This window comes from Guptibacillus hwajinpoensis (assembly GCF_020524165.1).
Lineage (GTDB): Bacteria > Bacillota > Bacilli > Bacillales > Guptibacillaceae > Guptibacillus > Guptibacillus hwajinpoensis_D.
In genome coordinates this window covers 776,035-792,898 of record NZ_JAIVKU010000004.1, presented here as the reverse complement: position 1 = coordinate 792,898, position 16,864 = coordinate 776,035, and the positions used below count along the sequence as shown (strand labels likewise).

12 protein-coding genes are annotated in these 16,864 nt (G+C 40.1%); all 12 read left to right on the top strand.

The features are described 5' to 3' along the window. Positions 1 to 19: 19 nt before the first annotated feature. The 12 genes from cydD (at position 20) to carB (ending at position 16,860) form a co-directional block, all read left to right on the top strand. Complete coding sequence (gene cydD / locus LC090_RS11080; protein ID WP_369522745.1) at positions 20 to 1,750, top strand: thiol reductant ABC exporter subunit CydD; 1,731 nt, start codon at positions 20 to 22, stop codon at positions 1,748 to 1,750. Beyond that, positions 1,747 to 3,453: a thiol reductant ABC exporter subunit CydC gene (cydC, locus tag LC090_RS11075; protein WP_226658063.1), complete on the top strand. Its 1,707-nt coding sequence runs from the start codon at positions 1,747 to 1,749 to the stop codon at positions 3,451 to 3,453. The genes cydD and cydC overlap by 4 nt, the downstream gene beginning before the upstream one ends. A 128-nt stretch (positions 3,454 to 3,581) precedes the next feature. Continuing rightward, positions 3,582 to 3,932: a VOC family protein gene (locus LC090_RS11070; protein ID WP_226658061.1), complete on the top strand. Its 351-nt coding sequence runs from the start codon at positions 3,582 to 3,584 to the stop codon at positions 3,930 to 3,932. 138 nt (positions 3,933 to 4,070) lie between these two features. Next, positions 4,071 to 4,898 (top strand): ABC transporter permease subunit, encoded by an 828-nt coding sequence (locus LC090_RS11065; RefSeq protein ID WP_226658058.1) that lies wholly within the window; start codon positions 4,071 to 4,073, stop codon positions 4,896 to 4,898. Then, entirely contained in the window at positions 4,895 to 5,923 is a 1,029-nt protein-coding gene (locus LC090_RS11060) for an ABC transporter permease subunit (protein ID WP_226658056.1), read from the top strand. Before LC090_RS11065 ends, LC090_RS11060 begins: the two co-directional genes overlap by 4 nt. A gap of 71 nt (positions 5,924 to 5,994) precedes the next feature. Next, on the top strand, positions 5,995 to 8,139 hold the full coding sequence (locus LC090_RS11055) for a DNA topoisomerase III (RefSeq protein WP_226658054.1): 2,145 nt from the start codon (positions 5,995 to 5,997) through the stop codon (positions 8,137 to 8,139). A gap of 208 nt (positions 8,140 to 8,347) precedes the next feature. Continuing rightward, positions 8,348 to 9,385: an N-acetyl-gamma-glutamyl-phosphate reductase gene (argC, locus tag LC090_RS11050; RefSeq protein ID WP_226658051.1), complete on the top strand. Its 1,038-nt coding sequence runs from the start codon at positions 8,348 to 8,350 to the stop codon at positions 9,383 to 9,385. A gap of 27 nt (positions 9,386 to 9,412) precedes the next feature. After that, positions 9,413 to 10,645: a bifunctional ornithine acetyltransferase/N-acetylglutamate synthase gene (argJ, locus tag LC090_RS11045; protein ID WP_226658049.1), complete on the top strand. Its 1,233-nt coding sequence runs from the start codon at positions 9,413 to 9,415 to the stop codon at positions 10,643 to 10,645. After that, positions 10,608 to 11,444, top strand: coding sequence for an acetylglutamate kinase (gene argB / locus LC090_RS11040; RefSeq protein WP_226658047.1), 837 nt, complete (start codon positions 10,608 to 10,610; stop codon positions 11,442 to 11,444). The genes argJ and argB overlap by 38 nt, the downstream gene beginning before the upstream one ends. After that, on the top strand, positions 11,431 to 12,603 hold the full coding sequence (locus LC090_RS11035; RefSeq protein WP_226658045.1) for an acetylornithine transaminase: 1,173 nt from the start codon (positions 11,431 to 11,433) through the stop codon (positions 12,601 to 12,603). The genes argB and LC090_RS11035 overlap by 14 nt, the downstream gene beginning before the upstream one ends. Beyond that, positions 12,600 to 13,673, top strand: a complete 1,074-nt coding sequence (locus tag LC090_RS11030) for a carbamoyl phosphate synthase small subunit (RefSeq protein ID WP_226658043.1) — start codon at positions 12,600 to 12,602, stop codon at positions 13,671 to 13,673. Before LC090_RS11035 ends, LC090_RS11030 begins: the two co-directional genes overlap by 4 nt. Beyond that, a complete protein-coding gene (gene carB / locus LC090_RS11025; RefSeq protein WP_226658041.1) occupies positions 13,660 to 16,860 on the top strand; it encodes a carbamoyl-phosphate synthase (glutamine-hydrolyzing) large subunit in 3,201 nt (1,066 codons plus the stop codon). The genes LC090_RS11030 and carB overlap by 14 nt, the downstream gene beginning before the upstream one ends. The last annotated feature ends 4 nt before the right edge of the window (positions 16,861 to 16,864 follow it).

Genomic DNA, 16,864 nt, shown 5'->3' with positions numbered 1-16,864 from the left:
AGATAAAGGTGGGGATTGAGTGAAGAATGAACTTAAAGAATATGCTTCCGGTTTTAAACTCACACACCTGTTCATGATTTTGGGCGCTCTTCTTATCGGTGCTTCGATCATCGCACAGGCTTTTCTAACGGTTGAAATTGTAAACAAAGTTTTCGTGAATAAAACATCCTTTGAGGAAATTGTCCCTTTTCTTATAAGTTTGCTCCTTGTCTTAATGTTACGACCGTTTTTATCTTACTTAATGGGAAGAGCGGGAGTTACGATGGCTGCTTCTGTTAAACAACGACTCCGTCAAGCCCTATTCGATAAATTTTCCCGGGAAGCGCTTCTAACGTCTCATCAAGGACAATCTGGTCAGAAGGTGAGCGTCATACTTGATGCAGTTGATGAAATCGATGCTTACTATAGTAAATACATTCCGCAAGTGTTCAAAACGGCTGTGATTCCCATTTTTATTTTAATGGCTGTATCCACTCAGCATATTGAAACTGGGCTAATCATGATGGTAACGGCGCCTTTTATTCCATTATTTTATATAATTATTGGGATTCGAACCCAAAAAAAATCTGAAGAAAAGATTGAACAAATGACTGTTTTCTCTGGGAGATTTCTGGATACCATACAGGGGTTAACCACGTTAAACTTGTTTCAGAAGTCGAAAAAGTACCGCGCTATTATTGAAGAAAGTAGCTTGAATTACCGTGACGCAACGATTGAAGTCCTGAAAGTTGCGTTCGTGTCGTCATTAATGCTTGAGTTAATTTCCATGCTTAGCATCGGTATTATCGCACTTGAAATCGGTCTTCGCCTTATCGTGTTTAATAGTATGTCTTTTGCAACAGCGTTTTTTCTTCTAATTCTTGCACCAGAGTTCTACCTTTCACTGAAAGAGCTAGGTAGTGCTTTTCATACTGGGAGAGGGAGTATGAGCGCAATGAGAAAGATAAGTGAAGAACTTCGGCGTGAGAACGAGGAAGTGAGATGGGGAGATTGTCTAATAAGAAGTGAGGAACCACCTAAGATAACTCTTAAAAACGTTTCTTATCAGTACTCTGATAGTCAATTTGCATTATCATCTGTTAATTTCAAGATTGAACCATATAGCAAAACGGCGATAATCGGGCGAAGTGGGTCTGGCAAGTCGACGCTGCTAAACATCATTGCGGGGTTACTACCACCACAACAGGGTGAGATCACAATAAATGACGATCCTTTAACAAGTATAAAAGAAGAGAGCTGGTTTTCACAGATTAGCTATATTTCACAGAGCCCCTATTTGTTTACTGGAACGATTGCTGAAAACATCTGTATCGGTTCAAAGAATGTCAGTCAAGCCGAAATGGAAGAGGCAGCAGAAAAAGCAGGGATTTCAGCATTTGTTGCTTCTTTAGAAGAAGGATATGAAACGATTATTGGTGAATCAGGTCGCGGTTTATCAGGAGGAGAAAAACAGCGCATGGCATTGGCACGTGCGTTTTTGAAGAAGCCTACTGTCATTCTGTTTGATGAACCAACTACTGGGCTTGATTTGTATACTGAGAAAGTCTTACAAACTGCGCTCAATTCGCTATCTGAAAATGCAACAATGATTATTGTTGCGCATCGCCTTCATACTATTCGAAAGGCAGATCACATCATTGTAGTTGATCAGGGAAAGGTGATGACTGAAGGAACTGACAACAGCCTCTATGAATCAAGTGAGCTATATAGACAGATGGTAAGTGCTCAAGCAGAGGAGGTGATTTTATGAAAGAACTAGCATTTGTGTGGCGTGAAATGCTGACAGAGAAAAAAGATATCCTCCTCTCGATTTTATTTGGCTTCATTGCTGGCATTACAGCCGTGGCTTTGTTTGCTTCAAGTGGTTACTTAATTTCTAAAGCGGCTCTTTCATTACCTGTTTTTGCACTAGCGATTTTAACAGCGGTTGTGAAATTTTTTGGTCTTGCTCGTGCAGTGGGGCGGTATTATGAAAGGATTTATTCCCATCGTGCGACTTTTTCCATTTTAAGCAACATGCGGGTCTCCTTTTATAAAAAACTTGAACCAATTGCGGCGGGTTTATCTCAACGATATCGTAGTGGAGAGCTACTGGGTAGAATTGTCGGAGATATTGATCGCCTCCAACATTTTTACTTACGAGTGTTTTATCCACCAATTGTCTTTATATTGATTTTTCTTGTGACAATTTGGTTTACCTTGTTTTTTTCAATTGAAATAGCGTGTTTGATGTTGGTAGGCGTTTTCTTTACAGGAATCGTCATTCCTGGATATTTCGCTTGGCGTATACGTAATAGAGATCAGACCGTTCGCACGCTTCGAGGAGAGTTTGCAGCAGATTCAGCTGAATTTTTTGATGGGTATCGGGAATTGAAAATCATGAGAGAAATCGAGAATAAGAAAAAAAAGCTCGAAAAAAAATCGAATAAGACGTTAGTCGCAGAAAGCAAAACAGGCAAGGGCGAAGTTTTTCATCAGGCGATCAATTCCTTTACCTCTTTATTTGTCACATGGTGTGTCATTGGAATCGGTTCGTATCTCGTTACATCTGGAGAATTAAATGGGCTATTTCTCGCCATGCTTGTTCTCATTTCTTTAACCTCTTTTGAGAATGCAGTGCCAATGGCAATCGTACCAGCCTATTTACAGGACAGTGTTGTGGCTTCTAAAAGACTCTCATCTGTCAAAGGTGAAGCAAGGAATGATGTTCAGAAAAAGGTGGATCTCCCGAAAGAGCAACCTTTTTGTTTGGCGGCGAATCAGGTCACGTTCTCCTATCCTGGAGAAGTGAGAAAGGCATTAAATCATGTAACAGTTCATATACCAGCAGGAGGAAAAACGGCGATTGTTGGGCCAAGTGGTTCGGGTAAGTCAACCCTTTTACAACTTTTCCTTAAGTTCTATGAGAGCAGCGGATTAGAAATGAATGGTGATTCGGTCCTAACGCTATCGCAGGAAACTGTTTGGGAGGCAACAAATGTGGTTCTTCAACAAAACCATTTTTTCTCAGGATCGATTCGTGATAACTTGAAACTTGCTGGTGAGACGTTAACTGATGAACAGTTAATAAATAGTCTTCATGTTGTGCACCTAGAGCATCTCTCTCTTAATTACAACGTTCAAGAAAAGGGGGCGAACCTGTCTGGGGGCGAAAAACAGCGTCTGGCGATTGCAAGAGCCCTCTTAAAAGGAAGTCGGGTCTGGATGCTCGATGAACCCACTTCTTCTGTGGATCTTTTGACAGAAAGAGCGATCCTCAACCATCTCTTTGATCAGGCAAAAGAAGATACGCTCTTACTGGTAAGTCATCGACTGAACAACCTTGAAAAAATGGATCAGATTATTGTCATGGATTCAGGTGAAATTGTTGAAAGCGGGACGTACAAAGAATTAATGGCGAGAAAAGGATATTTTTATCAAATGAGAGAAATCGAAAAAAGCATTCTGTTTTAGAACTATCTTCCAATTACTTGCTGTCATTCAGCAGTGATTGGAAGCTTTTTTATGAATTTTTCTTAAAAAAGAGGGGAAGTCTCCTTTTTATGGAATTTTATAGAAGTAAGTAAAAAGGAGGAATTGTCTTGTTAAATAACGTATGTGTCCTAACTATTAAAGTGTCGAATATGAAAGAATCATTAGCTTTTTACACTGAAGTACTCGATTTTAAAATTTCGAAAGAGTACGGACCAAACATAGTGAGTCTTCAGCATGAGTCGATTCCAATCGTTCTTGAAAAAGAATCTCAAGAATCAGAAAAAAACAGCGTTCTCATTGCGATTCAATCAAACGATATTCATAAAGATTTTCATAGATTTAAAGAAAAAAGAGTGCCAATCTTATCAGAAGAGCCTAAACCATGTCCACCAGGATTATATTTTGTTATCGAAGATCCATCTGGAAATCAAATTGAAATTCTTCAGTTTATAAATTAATCGGATACCTAAATGGTGTCTAAATCATTTGTTAGGCGATCTGGTGCTCAATTTCTATTAACATCTCTAGGGATACTACTGATCGGATCCCTACCATATCTCTTTTTTAACATGAAGTCACAGCTTGAGATATTGGAGATGATTGATCAAAAAAACTTATCCAACACACTTTTTTTGTATGACACAGTCGTATTTAACCTTGATGCTTATGTCAATCAACTTATTCATACTATCGAGGTTTTGTTTAACGGCAACATGTTTGAATATTATACAAGGGGTAGAAATTTACCATTATTTCCAGCTCTGTGGGCTGCCTATACACGCTCTATGTCTTATTTAGTCGGTTCATTAATTGTCTCAATAGGTGCAGGAATCCTTTTGACATTTATAACAATGTTGTTTCCAAAACAAACAAGAGCTTATATAAAGGGCTTTTTCTTTATAATTGAGTCATTGCCTGATATTTTTGTTATCTTACTTGCCCAGCTAGGAGTGATATGGGTTTATAAACAGACGGATCTTCTTCTCTTCAATGTAACAACTGGATTTAATGATCAAGCCATCTTTCTACCAATTTTTATCCTATCTTTGCTTCCTGGTGTATACATTTATAAATATTTGGTGCTCTCTTTTGAGGAAGAGGAAAATCAGCTTTATGTAGAACTTGCAAAAGGGAAAGGAATCAACCGGTATAGGATTCTACTTGTTCATATATTTCGTAATGCTATGGTTTCATTATTTAATCACTTTAAAGGAGTTTTTCTCTTCGCTCTTGCAAACCTGCTTATGTTGGAGTTGATTTTTGACATTAATGGTATAATGATGTTCATTTATAAACATGGAGTCGTGAACACAGAGATGGTGACGCTTTCTCTGTATATGATTTTTCTGCCAGCCTTTGTTCTGTTTACCGTAATAGAATGGTTTATTGAACGATGGACAGCCAAGCAGGAGGGAGCGATATGAGAAAGACTTCACTTCTACGAAATTTCCCTTTTGTATTTGGCATTGTTTTCTTATTACTTGTTTTAGTTAGTAGTTCTCTGTACAGCTTTTATGGTTCAGAAGTGCAGCCTGATAAAATGTTATACGATAAAAATGGAAACGTCATTGCGTTAGCACCGTTTGCTCCTTCGTTCAAATTTCCACTCGGAAGCGATCTGGACGGCTTTTCTTTTGTATACAAACTGATAGAGGGTGCTAAATACACGGTTGGGTTAGCTATCGCCGTTGCCTTTTTTAGAATCGTCTTTTCTTTTATATTTGGCTATTTCCTTTATCGCCTGCCTTCATCATTAAGAAATATGTTCAGTGGACTAGCAAATACACTTCACTATGCACCCGTTACGATTTTCACTTATCTTCTTATAGCACCGGTTGTATTGAACTTTAGCTGGAGTTATGATGTTTCAACGAAAATTCTATTTCCAATGGTTATTTTGATTGGTATTAGTATTCCTGTACTAGCACTTTACGTACAAAATGAATTAGACGCCATATCTAAAAAAGAATACATCGATAGTGCAAAAATATTAGGAGGGACTGGCTTTCATCTTTTTAGAAAACATCTAGCCCCTTTTTTGTATCCGAAGCTATTGATTCTTTTTGTCCAGCAGGTTGGTCAAGTCCTCATTATTTTCGCACATCTGGGATTATTAAATGTTTTCATTGGAGGCACTGATGTAAGGGTGATGGATGTTGATTTTAAAACAGGTGAGACGACAACGCAATCTTTTTCAATGACGAATGAGTGGGCCGGCTTGATCGCTCAAAACTTTCCATATGCTCAGTCGTTCCCATGGATGGTTCTAGCTCCGGTAACCGCGTTTGCTCTATCGATTCTCGCGATTAATAGTATCGTTTATGGATTAACGAATCGCAAAATCTTCAAGAAACGAGTTGAAAAAAAGAGCATACCTCCAAAAACTGTCATTCTTGAACAAACTCAATTTGAATTTAATGGTTCAAACCATTCATCAAAACAAGGATAATACTATCCGATACGATCGTATGTACGATATACTAATGGCTAGCGTATTTTTTAGAGAGAGGGATGTTACAATTGGCTGCTGTTTGTATTATCGCCGAAAAGCCAGATCAGGGAACGCGTCTAGCAGCGCCTTACCCGACGGAAAAAAAACAAGGATACATCTACATAAAACCAAATCCGGACTTTCCTGATGGAGCATATATGACGTGGGCAGTTGGACATTTATGTGAACTTGTCCCGCCTGAAACCTACGAATCTTCTTGGAAAAAATGGTCTCTTCAAACACTTCCTATGATACCAACTCAGTTTCAATACCAGGTAACAAAAGGGAAATGGAAGCAATTTAATGTCATTAAAGAACTCGTGAATAAAAAGGAAGTTGGCTCCATCATTCATGCAGGAGATGCCGGGAGAGAAGGGGAATTGATCGTTCGTACGATTCTAAACCAGGCACGATGTAAAAAGCCAATGAAGCGATTATGGATATCGTCATTAACAGAGCGTGCGGTTAAGGAAGGTTTTCAATCATTGCTCGAAGAGAATGAAACTAGAAATTTGTATTATGAAGCTTACGCAAGATCATGCGCGGATTGGGTAGTCGGTATTAACGCTTCACGCGTCTACACGCTTCTATTCAAACAAAAGGGCGTTCAGGACGTGTTTTCTGCTGGAAGGGTGCAAACACCGACACTTGCATTAGTTGTGCAAAGAGAAAAAGAAATTACCAACTTCAAATCAGAGCCATTTTGGGAAGTGAAGGGCACGTTTGACTACAATGGAAAAATGATTGTTGGAAAATGGTTGAGAGATGATCAAACGAGACTGCAATCACCTGAAATGGCACAGGCAATCGCTCAATTCTGTGCACAAAAAGACTGTATAGCAAATGAGGTTAAGAAAGAACGCAAGCAATACAAACCTCCTTTTTTGTTTCAACTATCTTCTCTTCAATCAACTGCCAACAAGCGTTACAAGTTTTCACCCAAAAAAACGCTAGACATTGCTCAAAAGCTCTATACGAAAGGAAATATTTCCTATCCGCGAAGTGATTCTAGTTTTGTTACGAAGGATGAAGCGGCTGAGTTTCCTTCGATCTTATCAAAGCTTCAAAAACAGAGTGTCTATCAAGATTATTTTCCTTTAAAACGGGAGTCGTTGGTAACTGATAAGCGGTTTGTTAATGCGGCAAAAGTCAGTGATCACTATGCAATCATTCCAACAGAGCAGGTGCCAAACTTAGATAAGCTATCAGGGGATGAAGCGAAGATTTATGACTTAATTGCACGTAGTCTTCTAGCCGCGCATGAAGATGTATCAATCGTAGATTATACAACTGTGTACACTCTTGTAGATAACAGAGCTTTATTTCAATCAAAAGGGCAGGTGCGGATTCAGGAAGGCTGGCAAAGAATCATTCCATCGACCCAAAAAGATGAAGAATTACCACCAATTGAGCAGAATGAGAAAGGGAAAGTTGTATCTGCAGAAGTAACAGAAGGTAAAACACAGCCGCCTAAGCGATTTACGGAAGGGCAGCTTATTACGATGATGAAGACTGCCGGTAAACATTTGGATGATGAATCACTCGAAAAGATATTAAAGGATACAGAAGGACTTGGAACCGAAGCGACTCGAGCGGGAATCATTACGATGCTGAAAGATCGCAAGTACATTAATGTTGTTAAAAATCAGGTATTTGCTACAGATAAGGGTATTTTGTTGATTGATTCAATAGGGGACGCTGTTCTATCAAGTCCTGAAATGACAGCGAAATGGGAGCAGCGGCTTAAACAGATTGGAAGTGGTGAGGCATCTCCACAAGCGTTTATGGAATCCGTGAAAAAACTTGCTGCTAAGCTTACTTCCGATGCGGTCGAATCTTCAGCTTCATGGGATTTAAAAGATGTAAAGATAGAAGCACAGCCTTCGAGAAAATCACTAGGGAAAAAAGTTGGTACCTGCCCAATTTGTGGCTCCGATGTTCTTGATAAAGGCAAATTATTCGGATGTAGTAGTTACACAAAAACAAAATGCCCATTTACGATCTCAAAACGAATTCTTGGAAAACCAATATCGCAAACGAACGCTAAAAAAATTCTAACTGAAGGAAAATCTAATGTAATCAAAGGGTTGAAAAGTAAAAAAGGGTCGTTTGATGCCGCGCTTGTATGGAGCGCGGATGAGAAAAAACTAACATTTGAATTTGAAAAGAAGTAACTTTAAGCATGCCTCTTATACGGGCGTGCTTTTTTTTGAACTAATTTTCTCACCTCACACACTCGTTTTTTGGGAAGATAAACAAGTTGCTTTTGTTAATACGTTATGACAAATTCATAAATTTAAAAAAATAATAAAAAACCTATTGTATATATATACTTATATATGTATAATCATTCAATAAGCAAAGAAAGAAGGAGTGGAAATAGTGAAAGCAAGTATAGTCGGTGCTAGCGGATATAGCGGCCTTGAATTAATTCGCTTATTGCTTAGTCACCCTGAAGTAGAAATTAATACAATTGTATCTCCATCTAACGCTGGAACGAATGTTCATGATGTATTCCCACATCTCACGAATATACAAGTAAGTCAGTTTGAAGCGCTTGATGCAGAGGAGCTTGCTGATGAGTCAGATGTTATCTTCTTCGCAACACCAGCTGGCGTTAGCAGTCAATCTGTTCCTTCATTGTTAAATAAGGGTGTTCCGATGATCGATTTATCCGGAGACTTCCGATTAAAGAATGGGGATTTATACGAAAAATGGTATAACCATTCATCTCCACCGGAAGGAGCTTTAACAAAAGCGGTATATGGATTATCGGAATATTATTCAGATGACATTAAATCCGCAAACTTAATTGCTAATCCTGGATGTTACCCGACGGCAACACTACTTGGACTTCTCCCAATCATTCAAAAAGGGTGGGCTGATCCATCGTCTTTAATCATTGATGGAAAATCGGGACTTTCAGGCGCAGGTCGTAAAACGAGTCTTACAGCCCATTACTCTGAAGTTAATGAAAATGTATCAGCCTATAAACTTGGCAAACATCAACATATTCCTGAAATAGAACAAGTCATAACGAATCAAATTGGTAAAGATGTAAATGTATCGTTCTCTACTCACCTCGTCCCACTAACAAGAGGGATGATGTGCAGCATGTATGTCAATCTATCTCATGATTTATCAGAAACAGAAGTGATTGATCTTTACCAAACGATATATGAAAATCATCCTTTTATCCGCGTGATGCCTGCAGGGAAATGGCCCTCAACAAAAGGTGTTTCCGGATCTAACTACTGTGATATTGGCCTTTCAGTTGATCCGAGAACGAATCGCTTAACGATTATCTCGGTGATTGACAATTTAATGAAAGGTGCCGCTGGTCAAGCGGTACAAAATATGAATCTACGATTTGGCTATCCTGAAACAGCAGGTCTTAGTTTATCTCCAGTATTTCCATAAATCTACTAAACGAAAGGGTTGAATGCTTTGGCAACATCGACTGTAAGTGAGGAACTTTTTTCAATCGTAAAAGATGGCACAGTTACTTCTCCTAAAGGATTTGAAGCTGGTGGGTTTCATGCAGGTTTAAAACGAAAGCGTAAGGATCTTGGCTGGATTAAATCCGTTGTACCTGCAAATGCTGCAGGGGTGTTTACAATGAATACTTTCCAGGCACCACCGTTAAAAGTGACAAAAGAAAGTTTAGTCGATGGAAAACTTCAAGGCCTGATCGTTAATTCAGGAAATGCCAATGCGTTTACAGGAAAGAAAGGACTTGAGGACGCATATGAAATGCGTAAACAATTCGCAGCAGTGATGGGGCTGAAAGAAACAGAAACGGCTGTTACTTCGACCGGAGTCATTGGGGAGTATTTGCCCATGGAAGCCATTATCAAAGGGATTCATCACATTCCAAACGTTGCAGAAAAAACGAGTGGCACCGATTTTGCTGAAGCGATTGTTACGACAGATACAATGACAAAACAAGTAGCCGTTACATGTCAGATTGATGGAAAAGACATTACCATTGGTGGAGCTGCAAAGGGATCAGGAATGATCAAGCCAAACATGGCCACGATGCTGGCTTTTGTAACGACCGATGCAGAAGTTGAAAATAACGCTCTTCAGTCCGCATTAAGCTCTGTCACTGACACGACTTATAACATGATCACAGTTGATGGTGAAACGAGTACGAATGATATGGTTCTTCTTCTAGCAAATGGTCAGGCGGAGAATGAAGTGTTATCAGAAAGTCATCCTGAGTGGCGATTGTTCTTAAGCTCGCTTGAATATGTTTGTCAGCAGTTAGCGAAATTGATCGCTAAAGATGGTGAAGGGGCTACAAAACTCGTTGAAGTTCATGTAAAAGGTGCGGAAACTGAAAACGGTGCGAAAGCAATTGCAAAATCAGTAGTCGGTTCTAGTTTGGTGAAAACTGCCATTTATGGAACCGATGCAAACTGGGGACGCATTGTTTGTGCGATTGGTTACAGTGGGGAATCTGTCCAAGAAGAATCTCTTTCTATATCACTCGGACCAATTAAAGTAGTGGATTATGGGATTACAACGGAATTTAGTGAGGAAGAGGCAAAAACCTATTTAGAAAACGAGAACATTCATATTTATATTGACCTGCATAACGGAAACGAAGAAGCAACAGCATGGGGGTGTGACCTTTCTTATGACTATGTCAGAATCAATGCCTCCTACAGAACATAATCAAAAGTATTTTGTCATTAAATGTGGTGGAAGTATATTAAATCAGCTTCCAGACTCATTTTATCTTGACCTAGTAGCTATGAAAAAACAAGGTTATCATCCCGTACTCGTTCATGGTGGAGGTCCTGAAATCTCAAGGATGCTTGAAAAGCTATCGATTCAGACAACGTTTGTAGACGGACTACGTGTCACAACGGATGAAATGGTCGATACAGTTGAAATGGTACTGAGCGGTAAGATGAATAAGAATCTCGTGAGAAAAATCCACCGTGCAGGAGCGAAAGCCATTGGTATCAGTGGCGTAGATGGAAAACTATTTACATGCAAACAGTCTAGTGAATCACTCGGCCGTGTTGGTGAAGTCATTCATGTAGATAAATCACTAATTGAACAACTCTCTCAAGCTGGGTACATACCGGTTATCTCACCAATCAGTACGGATGAATCTTTCGAACTTCTTAACATTAATGGGGATGAAGCAGCATCAGCTGTCGCTCAGGCAATGCATGCAGATATTTGTCTCGTTAGCGATACTCCGGGTGTGTATGAAGCAATTGATGGGCAAAAAGTTATTTTCAGAACGTTAGATGAGCAAAAAATAACCAGTTTAATAGAAAAAGGCACGATTATTGGTGGAATGATTCCTAAAGTGAAAGGAGCGATTGCCGCTCTTTCAGATAAAGTCTCCTCTGTCATTATTCTTGATGGTCGAGAAGAGAATGCCCTGCTAAAAGCAGTCGCACATGAACCTGTAGGAACCCGAATTGTTCGAAAGGAGTTTGAGAATGTCACTAACTAAAACGTCACAAACAAGCATCATGCCAACATATAATCGCCTTCCGATTACTGCCGTTAAAGGTAAAGGAAGCTTCCTATATAGTGAAGACGGAACAAAGTATCTTGATTTTACATCGGGGATTGCCACATGTAATCTCGGTCATCAACCAGAAGCGATCAAAAAAGCTGTTTCAGATCAGTTGGATCTCCTTTGGCATTGTTCGAATTTATACCATATCCCAAAACAGCAGGAGCTCGCACAGCTGTTAACAGAGAAAAGCTGTTTTGACCAGGTGTTCTTCTGTAATAGCGGTACGGAAGCGAATGAAGCAGCGATAAAGCTCGTTCGAAAATGGAGTGGTAAAGAAACAATTGTAACGTTTAAGAAGTCCTTCCATGGAAGAACGTTAGGTGCCCTTTCTGCTACAGCTCAACCAAACCTTCAAGATGGATTTGGCTCTATGCTTCCTGGCTTTGAATACTTTCCTTACAACGATAGTGATTGTTTATCAGAAATCAAGGAACTGAAACCAGCAGCCGTCATGTTAGAGCTCGTCCAGGGAGAAGGGGGCGTTCGTCCAGCAGATCAGGAGTGGATCTCGGAGCTTGTGTCGATTTGTAAATCGAACGATATTCTTATCGTGGTTGATGAAGTGCAAACTGGGATGGGCCGAACCGGTACGCTATTTGCTCATGAGCAATATGGGTTTGATCCTGATATTATGACGCTTGCCAAAGGATTAGGTTCAGGATTCCCGATTGGTGCGATGCTTGCGAAGGAAAGCGTAGCGTCAACCTTTGGTCCAGGAACTCACGGAAGTACATTTGGGGGAAACCCACTTGCTTCTGCCGCTGCGACTGCGACGATAAAAGAGATCGTTTCTTTACTTAACAACGCAAAAGAAATGGGAGACATGCTAATAAATGAGATAAATAGTTTGTCGGAGCAGCACAATTCCATTATTGAAGTGAGGGGACTAGGTTTACTTATAGGAATTGAAGTGGCGGATGCCGCGCCTTTTGTTAGTAAGCTTAGAGAAAAAGACGTTCTTGTTTTAAGTGCAGGTCCTAACGTCATTCGCATTCTTCCACCTCTTAATGTGAGTACCAAGGAAGCGAAGAAATTTTTGGAGAAGCTAACCGACGTTTTTAAGTCAGCTGAAGAGGAGGATAAGGCATGAAAAAGGGCTATCTTGTATTAGAAAACGGAGCAGTGTTTGAAGGCGATCTAATAGGGACTTTAGAAGCTTCTGGTGAAGTTGTTTTCAATACAAGTATGACTGGTTATCAAGAGATTGTATCGGATCCTTCTTATGCCGGGCAAATCATCGTCTTTTGTTATCCACAAATCGGTAACTATGGCATAAATAAACTTGATAGTGAAAGTGAACATCTTCATCTTCACGGTGTCGTAACGGGAGAGCAGTGTGCGGAACCTAGTCATTATTTAGCAACAGGATCCTTTTCAAATGGTCTGATACAGAATGAAGTTCCTTCTTTAACAGGTGTAGACACTCGGGCGCTTGTTAAAATACTTCGGGATCATGGCACAATGAAGGGGAAAATAACGCGAGAGCTTCCTGACAACAATGTGAAATGGACATCAGAGAAATCATTTGTTCCAAATGTTTCAGTAAAAGAAAAAACACATTATCCAGGTGAAGGGCAACATATTGTGCTGATGGACTATGGGTATAAGAAATCAATTCTTACGTCTCTTCAATCTCTAGATTGTGCTGTAACAATCGTGCCATTTAATACAACTTTTGAGGAAGTTGTCGACCTACAACCAGACGGAGTGGTGTTAAGCAATGGTCCTGGAGATCCTGAAGCATTATCTGCAACTTTTGAGACGATCCGGCTTATTAGTGAAAAATATCCAACTTTCGGGATTTGTCTTGGTCATCAACTTCTCGCTCTTGCACACGGGGCGTCCACTCGAAAGCTACCATTTGGACATCGGGGGTCAAATCACCCAGTGAAGCATTTGGAGACGGGGAAAGTGTTTATCACCTCCCAAAACCATGGTTATGAAGTCGTCCAAGAGACCTTAGAAGATACAGGGTTTGCGCTTACTTTTGTTAATTTAAATGATGGAACCGTTGAAGGGTTAAAACATCAGCATTACAACATTCAATCGGTGCAATTCCATCCTGAAGCACATGCGGGACCTTCTGATACTGCTTTTTTATTCGATGCATTTATGACCCAGATTACGAGAACAGGAGACCAGCACTATGCCTTTACGTAAAGAGTTAAAAAAAGTTGTCATTTTAGGATCTGGCCCTATTGTCATTGGTCAGGCAGCAGAATTTGATTATGCAGGTACACAGGCGTGCCTTGCGCTAAAAGAAGAGGGAATTGAGGTTGTTTTAATTAATAGCAATCCAGCCACCATTATGACGGATTCATCGATCGCGGATCATGTTTATATGGAACCAATGACGCTTCCTTATGTAGAGGAAATCCTCAAAAAAGAAAAGCCTGATGGCATCATTGGCACACTTGGTGGTCAAACAGGTTTAAATCTTGTCGTAGAGCTTTATGAAAAGGGGATTCTAGAAAAGTTGAATGTGGAACTTCTTGGAACATCTGTTGAATCCATTCAAAATGGGGAAGATCGCGAGAAGTTTAGACAGCTCATGCTTGATATTGGCGAACCAGTACCTGAGTCGAAAATTGCCGTGACAAGGGAAGAGGCGTTAACATTCGCTCGAGAAATTGGCTATCCAATTATGGTTCGCCCGGCGTATACAATGGGTGGCGAAGGCGGTGGATTTGCAGCTGATGACAACGCCTTGCTTGAAATTGTTGATCGCGGCCTTTCCTTAAGTCCTATTCACCAGGTGCTTATAGAAAAAAGCATGCTTGGTTGGAAAGAAATCGAATATGAAGTGATGCGTGACGAAAACGATACGTGCATGATCGTTTGTAACATGGAAAATATGGATCCTGTTGGAATTCATACAGGGGATTCGATTGTTGTTGCACCATCTCAAACGCTGAATGATTACCAATACCAGATGCTGCGAAACGTTTCGTTGAAAGTGATTCGCGCCATTGATGTTATTGGTGGTTGTAATATTCAAATTGGATTAAACCCTGAATCAAACGATTATTACATCATTGAGGTGAATCCGCGGGTAAGTCGTTCATCTGCATTAGCTTCTAAAGCTACTGGTTATCCGATTGCACGTATGGCTGCAAAATGTGCCATTGGCTTTACATTAGATGAGCTTCCAAATCCAATTACAGGTAATACTTATGCCGCATTTGAACCTGCCCTTGACTATTTAGTTGTTAAAATACCGAGGTTCCCATTTGATAAGTTTCCTGAAGGTGATCGCGTACTCGGAACGCAGATGAAAGCAACAGGAGAAGTGATGGCCATTGATCGAAGTTTTGAAGGTGCTTTAAACAAAGCTGTTCGATCTCTTGAGAGTGGTCATCAATCGTTAACGGGGTTATATGAAGAGGTTAGTCAAGAGTACCTAAATGAACAGCTAATGACGCCAACAGATGAAAGACTTTTTTTTATTAGTGAAGCTTTTCGAAGAGGTTATTCTGTAGAGGACATTCAATCACTTACAGCCATTGATCGCTGGTTTCTTCATAAGGTGAAGCGAATTGTTGAAGCGGAAGTAAAGGTAATGAATCAAACCGATCTTTCTGAAGAATTGCTTATTCATGTTAAGCAATTAAACGTTAGTGATGCCTACATTTCGAAAGCAACTGGAAAAACGATTGATTCTATCATGAGTATGTGTAAGGAAGCAGGCATCAAGAGGGGAATGAAGCAAGTCGATACGTGCGCTGGTGAATTTGAAGCCATCACACCTTATTTTTACTCCACGTATTTAGGGAGCGATGAGATAGAGCAGATCGGTGAGCCAGGCATCCTCGTTCTTGGTTCAGGGCCAATTCGAATCGGGCAAGGTGTGGAGTTTGACTATTGCTCCGTTCACGCGACACAGGCAGTGAAGAAGTTAGGCTATCGTGCGATTGTTATGAACAACAACCCTGAAACAGTCAGCACAGATTATAGCGTTGCCGATCGTCTTTACTTCGAGCCGCTGTCACTTGAAGATGTTCTAGGGGTGATTGAGAAGGAGCATATTATTGGAGTGGCTGTACAATTTGGTGGTCAAACGGCTATTAATTTAGCGGAAGAGTTGCACGAGCGCGGAGTTCCAATCCTCGGCACACCTGTTGAGAATATTAATAAAGTCGAGGACCGAGATCAATTTTATCAATTATTGGATTCTCTTTCGATTCCTTATATTGAAGGGAAGATGGCTTATCAGCCAGATGAAATGGAGGAGCTTGCCGCAGAGTTAGGGTTCCCAATCATTGTAAGACCTTCCTATGTGATAGGCGGACAAAACATGTTTATCTTCCGTCATATTGATGAACTGAAACGATATACGCAAAAATTACAGAGCAGTTCAAAGAAAATGTGGCCATTCCTTCTCGACCGTTTTGTAGAAGGGATTGAATGTGAAGTCGATGTGATTTGCGATGGTGAGTCAATCGCCATTCCTGGCATTATGGAGCACCTTGAACGAGCGGGCGTTCATTCTGGAGATAGCACAGCGATTTATCCACCTGTATCCATTACAGAAGAGCAGAAAAAAACGATTACGATGTATTCTGAAAAGCTATCTCAAGCGCTCGAGTGTCGAGGGTTAATGAATATTCAATTTGTCATCGATCAAGGTATCATCTATGTTCTTGAAATTAATCCAAGATCTTCGAGAACTGTACCCGTTATCAGTAAAGTAACGAACATTCCTATGGTTGATTGGGCGATTAAAGCACAATTGCAAAGTAACTCATTAGAATCAACGGGATTATTAGAAGAAAAACCTTATTACACCGTGAAGTTCCCTATCTTTTCAAATGGAAAGTTAAAAAACGTTGACCATGTTCTTGGACCAGAGATGAAGTCTACAGGAGAAGTCCTTGCTATGGCGAAAACATCGGAAGAAGCATTAAGAAAAGCGATTGTACCAACGTGGAATCCGAATAAGCTACCTTCTTCCATACTATGTTCGATTAGTGAAGAACATAAAGAAGCTGCTTGTGATGTACTAATGAAGCTTAAAGAAAAAGGTGTCACAATATACGCAACTTCTGGAACAGCCAAATTGTTAAATGATAAAGGCATCCAATCAATCGTGATTAAAAAAGATTTAGATGAAATTGAGGCACTAATGAAAGAAGAGCTAAGCGCAGTTGTATCGATTCCGACAATCGGCAGAGAAAAAGAACGTTCTGGATTTCAAATGCGTGCACTCGCCACACGATATAAAATTCCATGTTTTACACATCTTGACACGCTTCAGTTATTGATCTTAGAAGGATCCAAGACACTTGAAGTCAACAGTCTAGCGCATTGGCACAAAATGAAAGAAACTCCAATCGGTCAGGAAGGATGATTGA

Bases quoted from the DNA above. Each gene is read 5' to 3' on its own strand.
- cydC (WP_226658063.1), top strand. From the start codon at position 1,747: ATGAAAGAACTAGCATTTGTGTGGCGTGAAATGCTGACAGAGAAAAAA.
- LC090_RS11065 (WP_226658058.1), top strand. From the start codon at position 4,071: ATGATTGATCAAAAAAACTTATCCAACACACTTTTTTTGTATGACACA.
- LC090_RS11060 (WP_226658056.1), top strand. From the start codon at position 4,895: ATGAGAAAGACTTCACTTCTACGAAATTTCCCTTTTGTATTTGGCATT.
- argB (WP_226658047.1), top strand. From the start codon at position 10,608: ATGACTATGTCAGAATCAATGCCTCCTACAGAACATAATCAAAAGTAT.
- LC090_RS11035 (WP_226658045.1), top strand. From the start codon at position 11,431: ATGTCACTAACTAAAACGTCACAAACAAGCATCATGCCAACATATAAT.
- LC090_RS11030 (WP_226658043.1), top strand. From the start codon at position 12,600: ATGAAAAAGGGCTATCTTGTATTAGAAAACGGAGCAGTGTTTGAAGGC.
- carB (WP_226658041.1), top strand. From the start codon at position 13,660: ATGCCTTTACGTAAAGAGTTAAAAAAAGTTGTCATTTTAGGATCTGGC.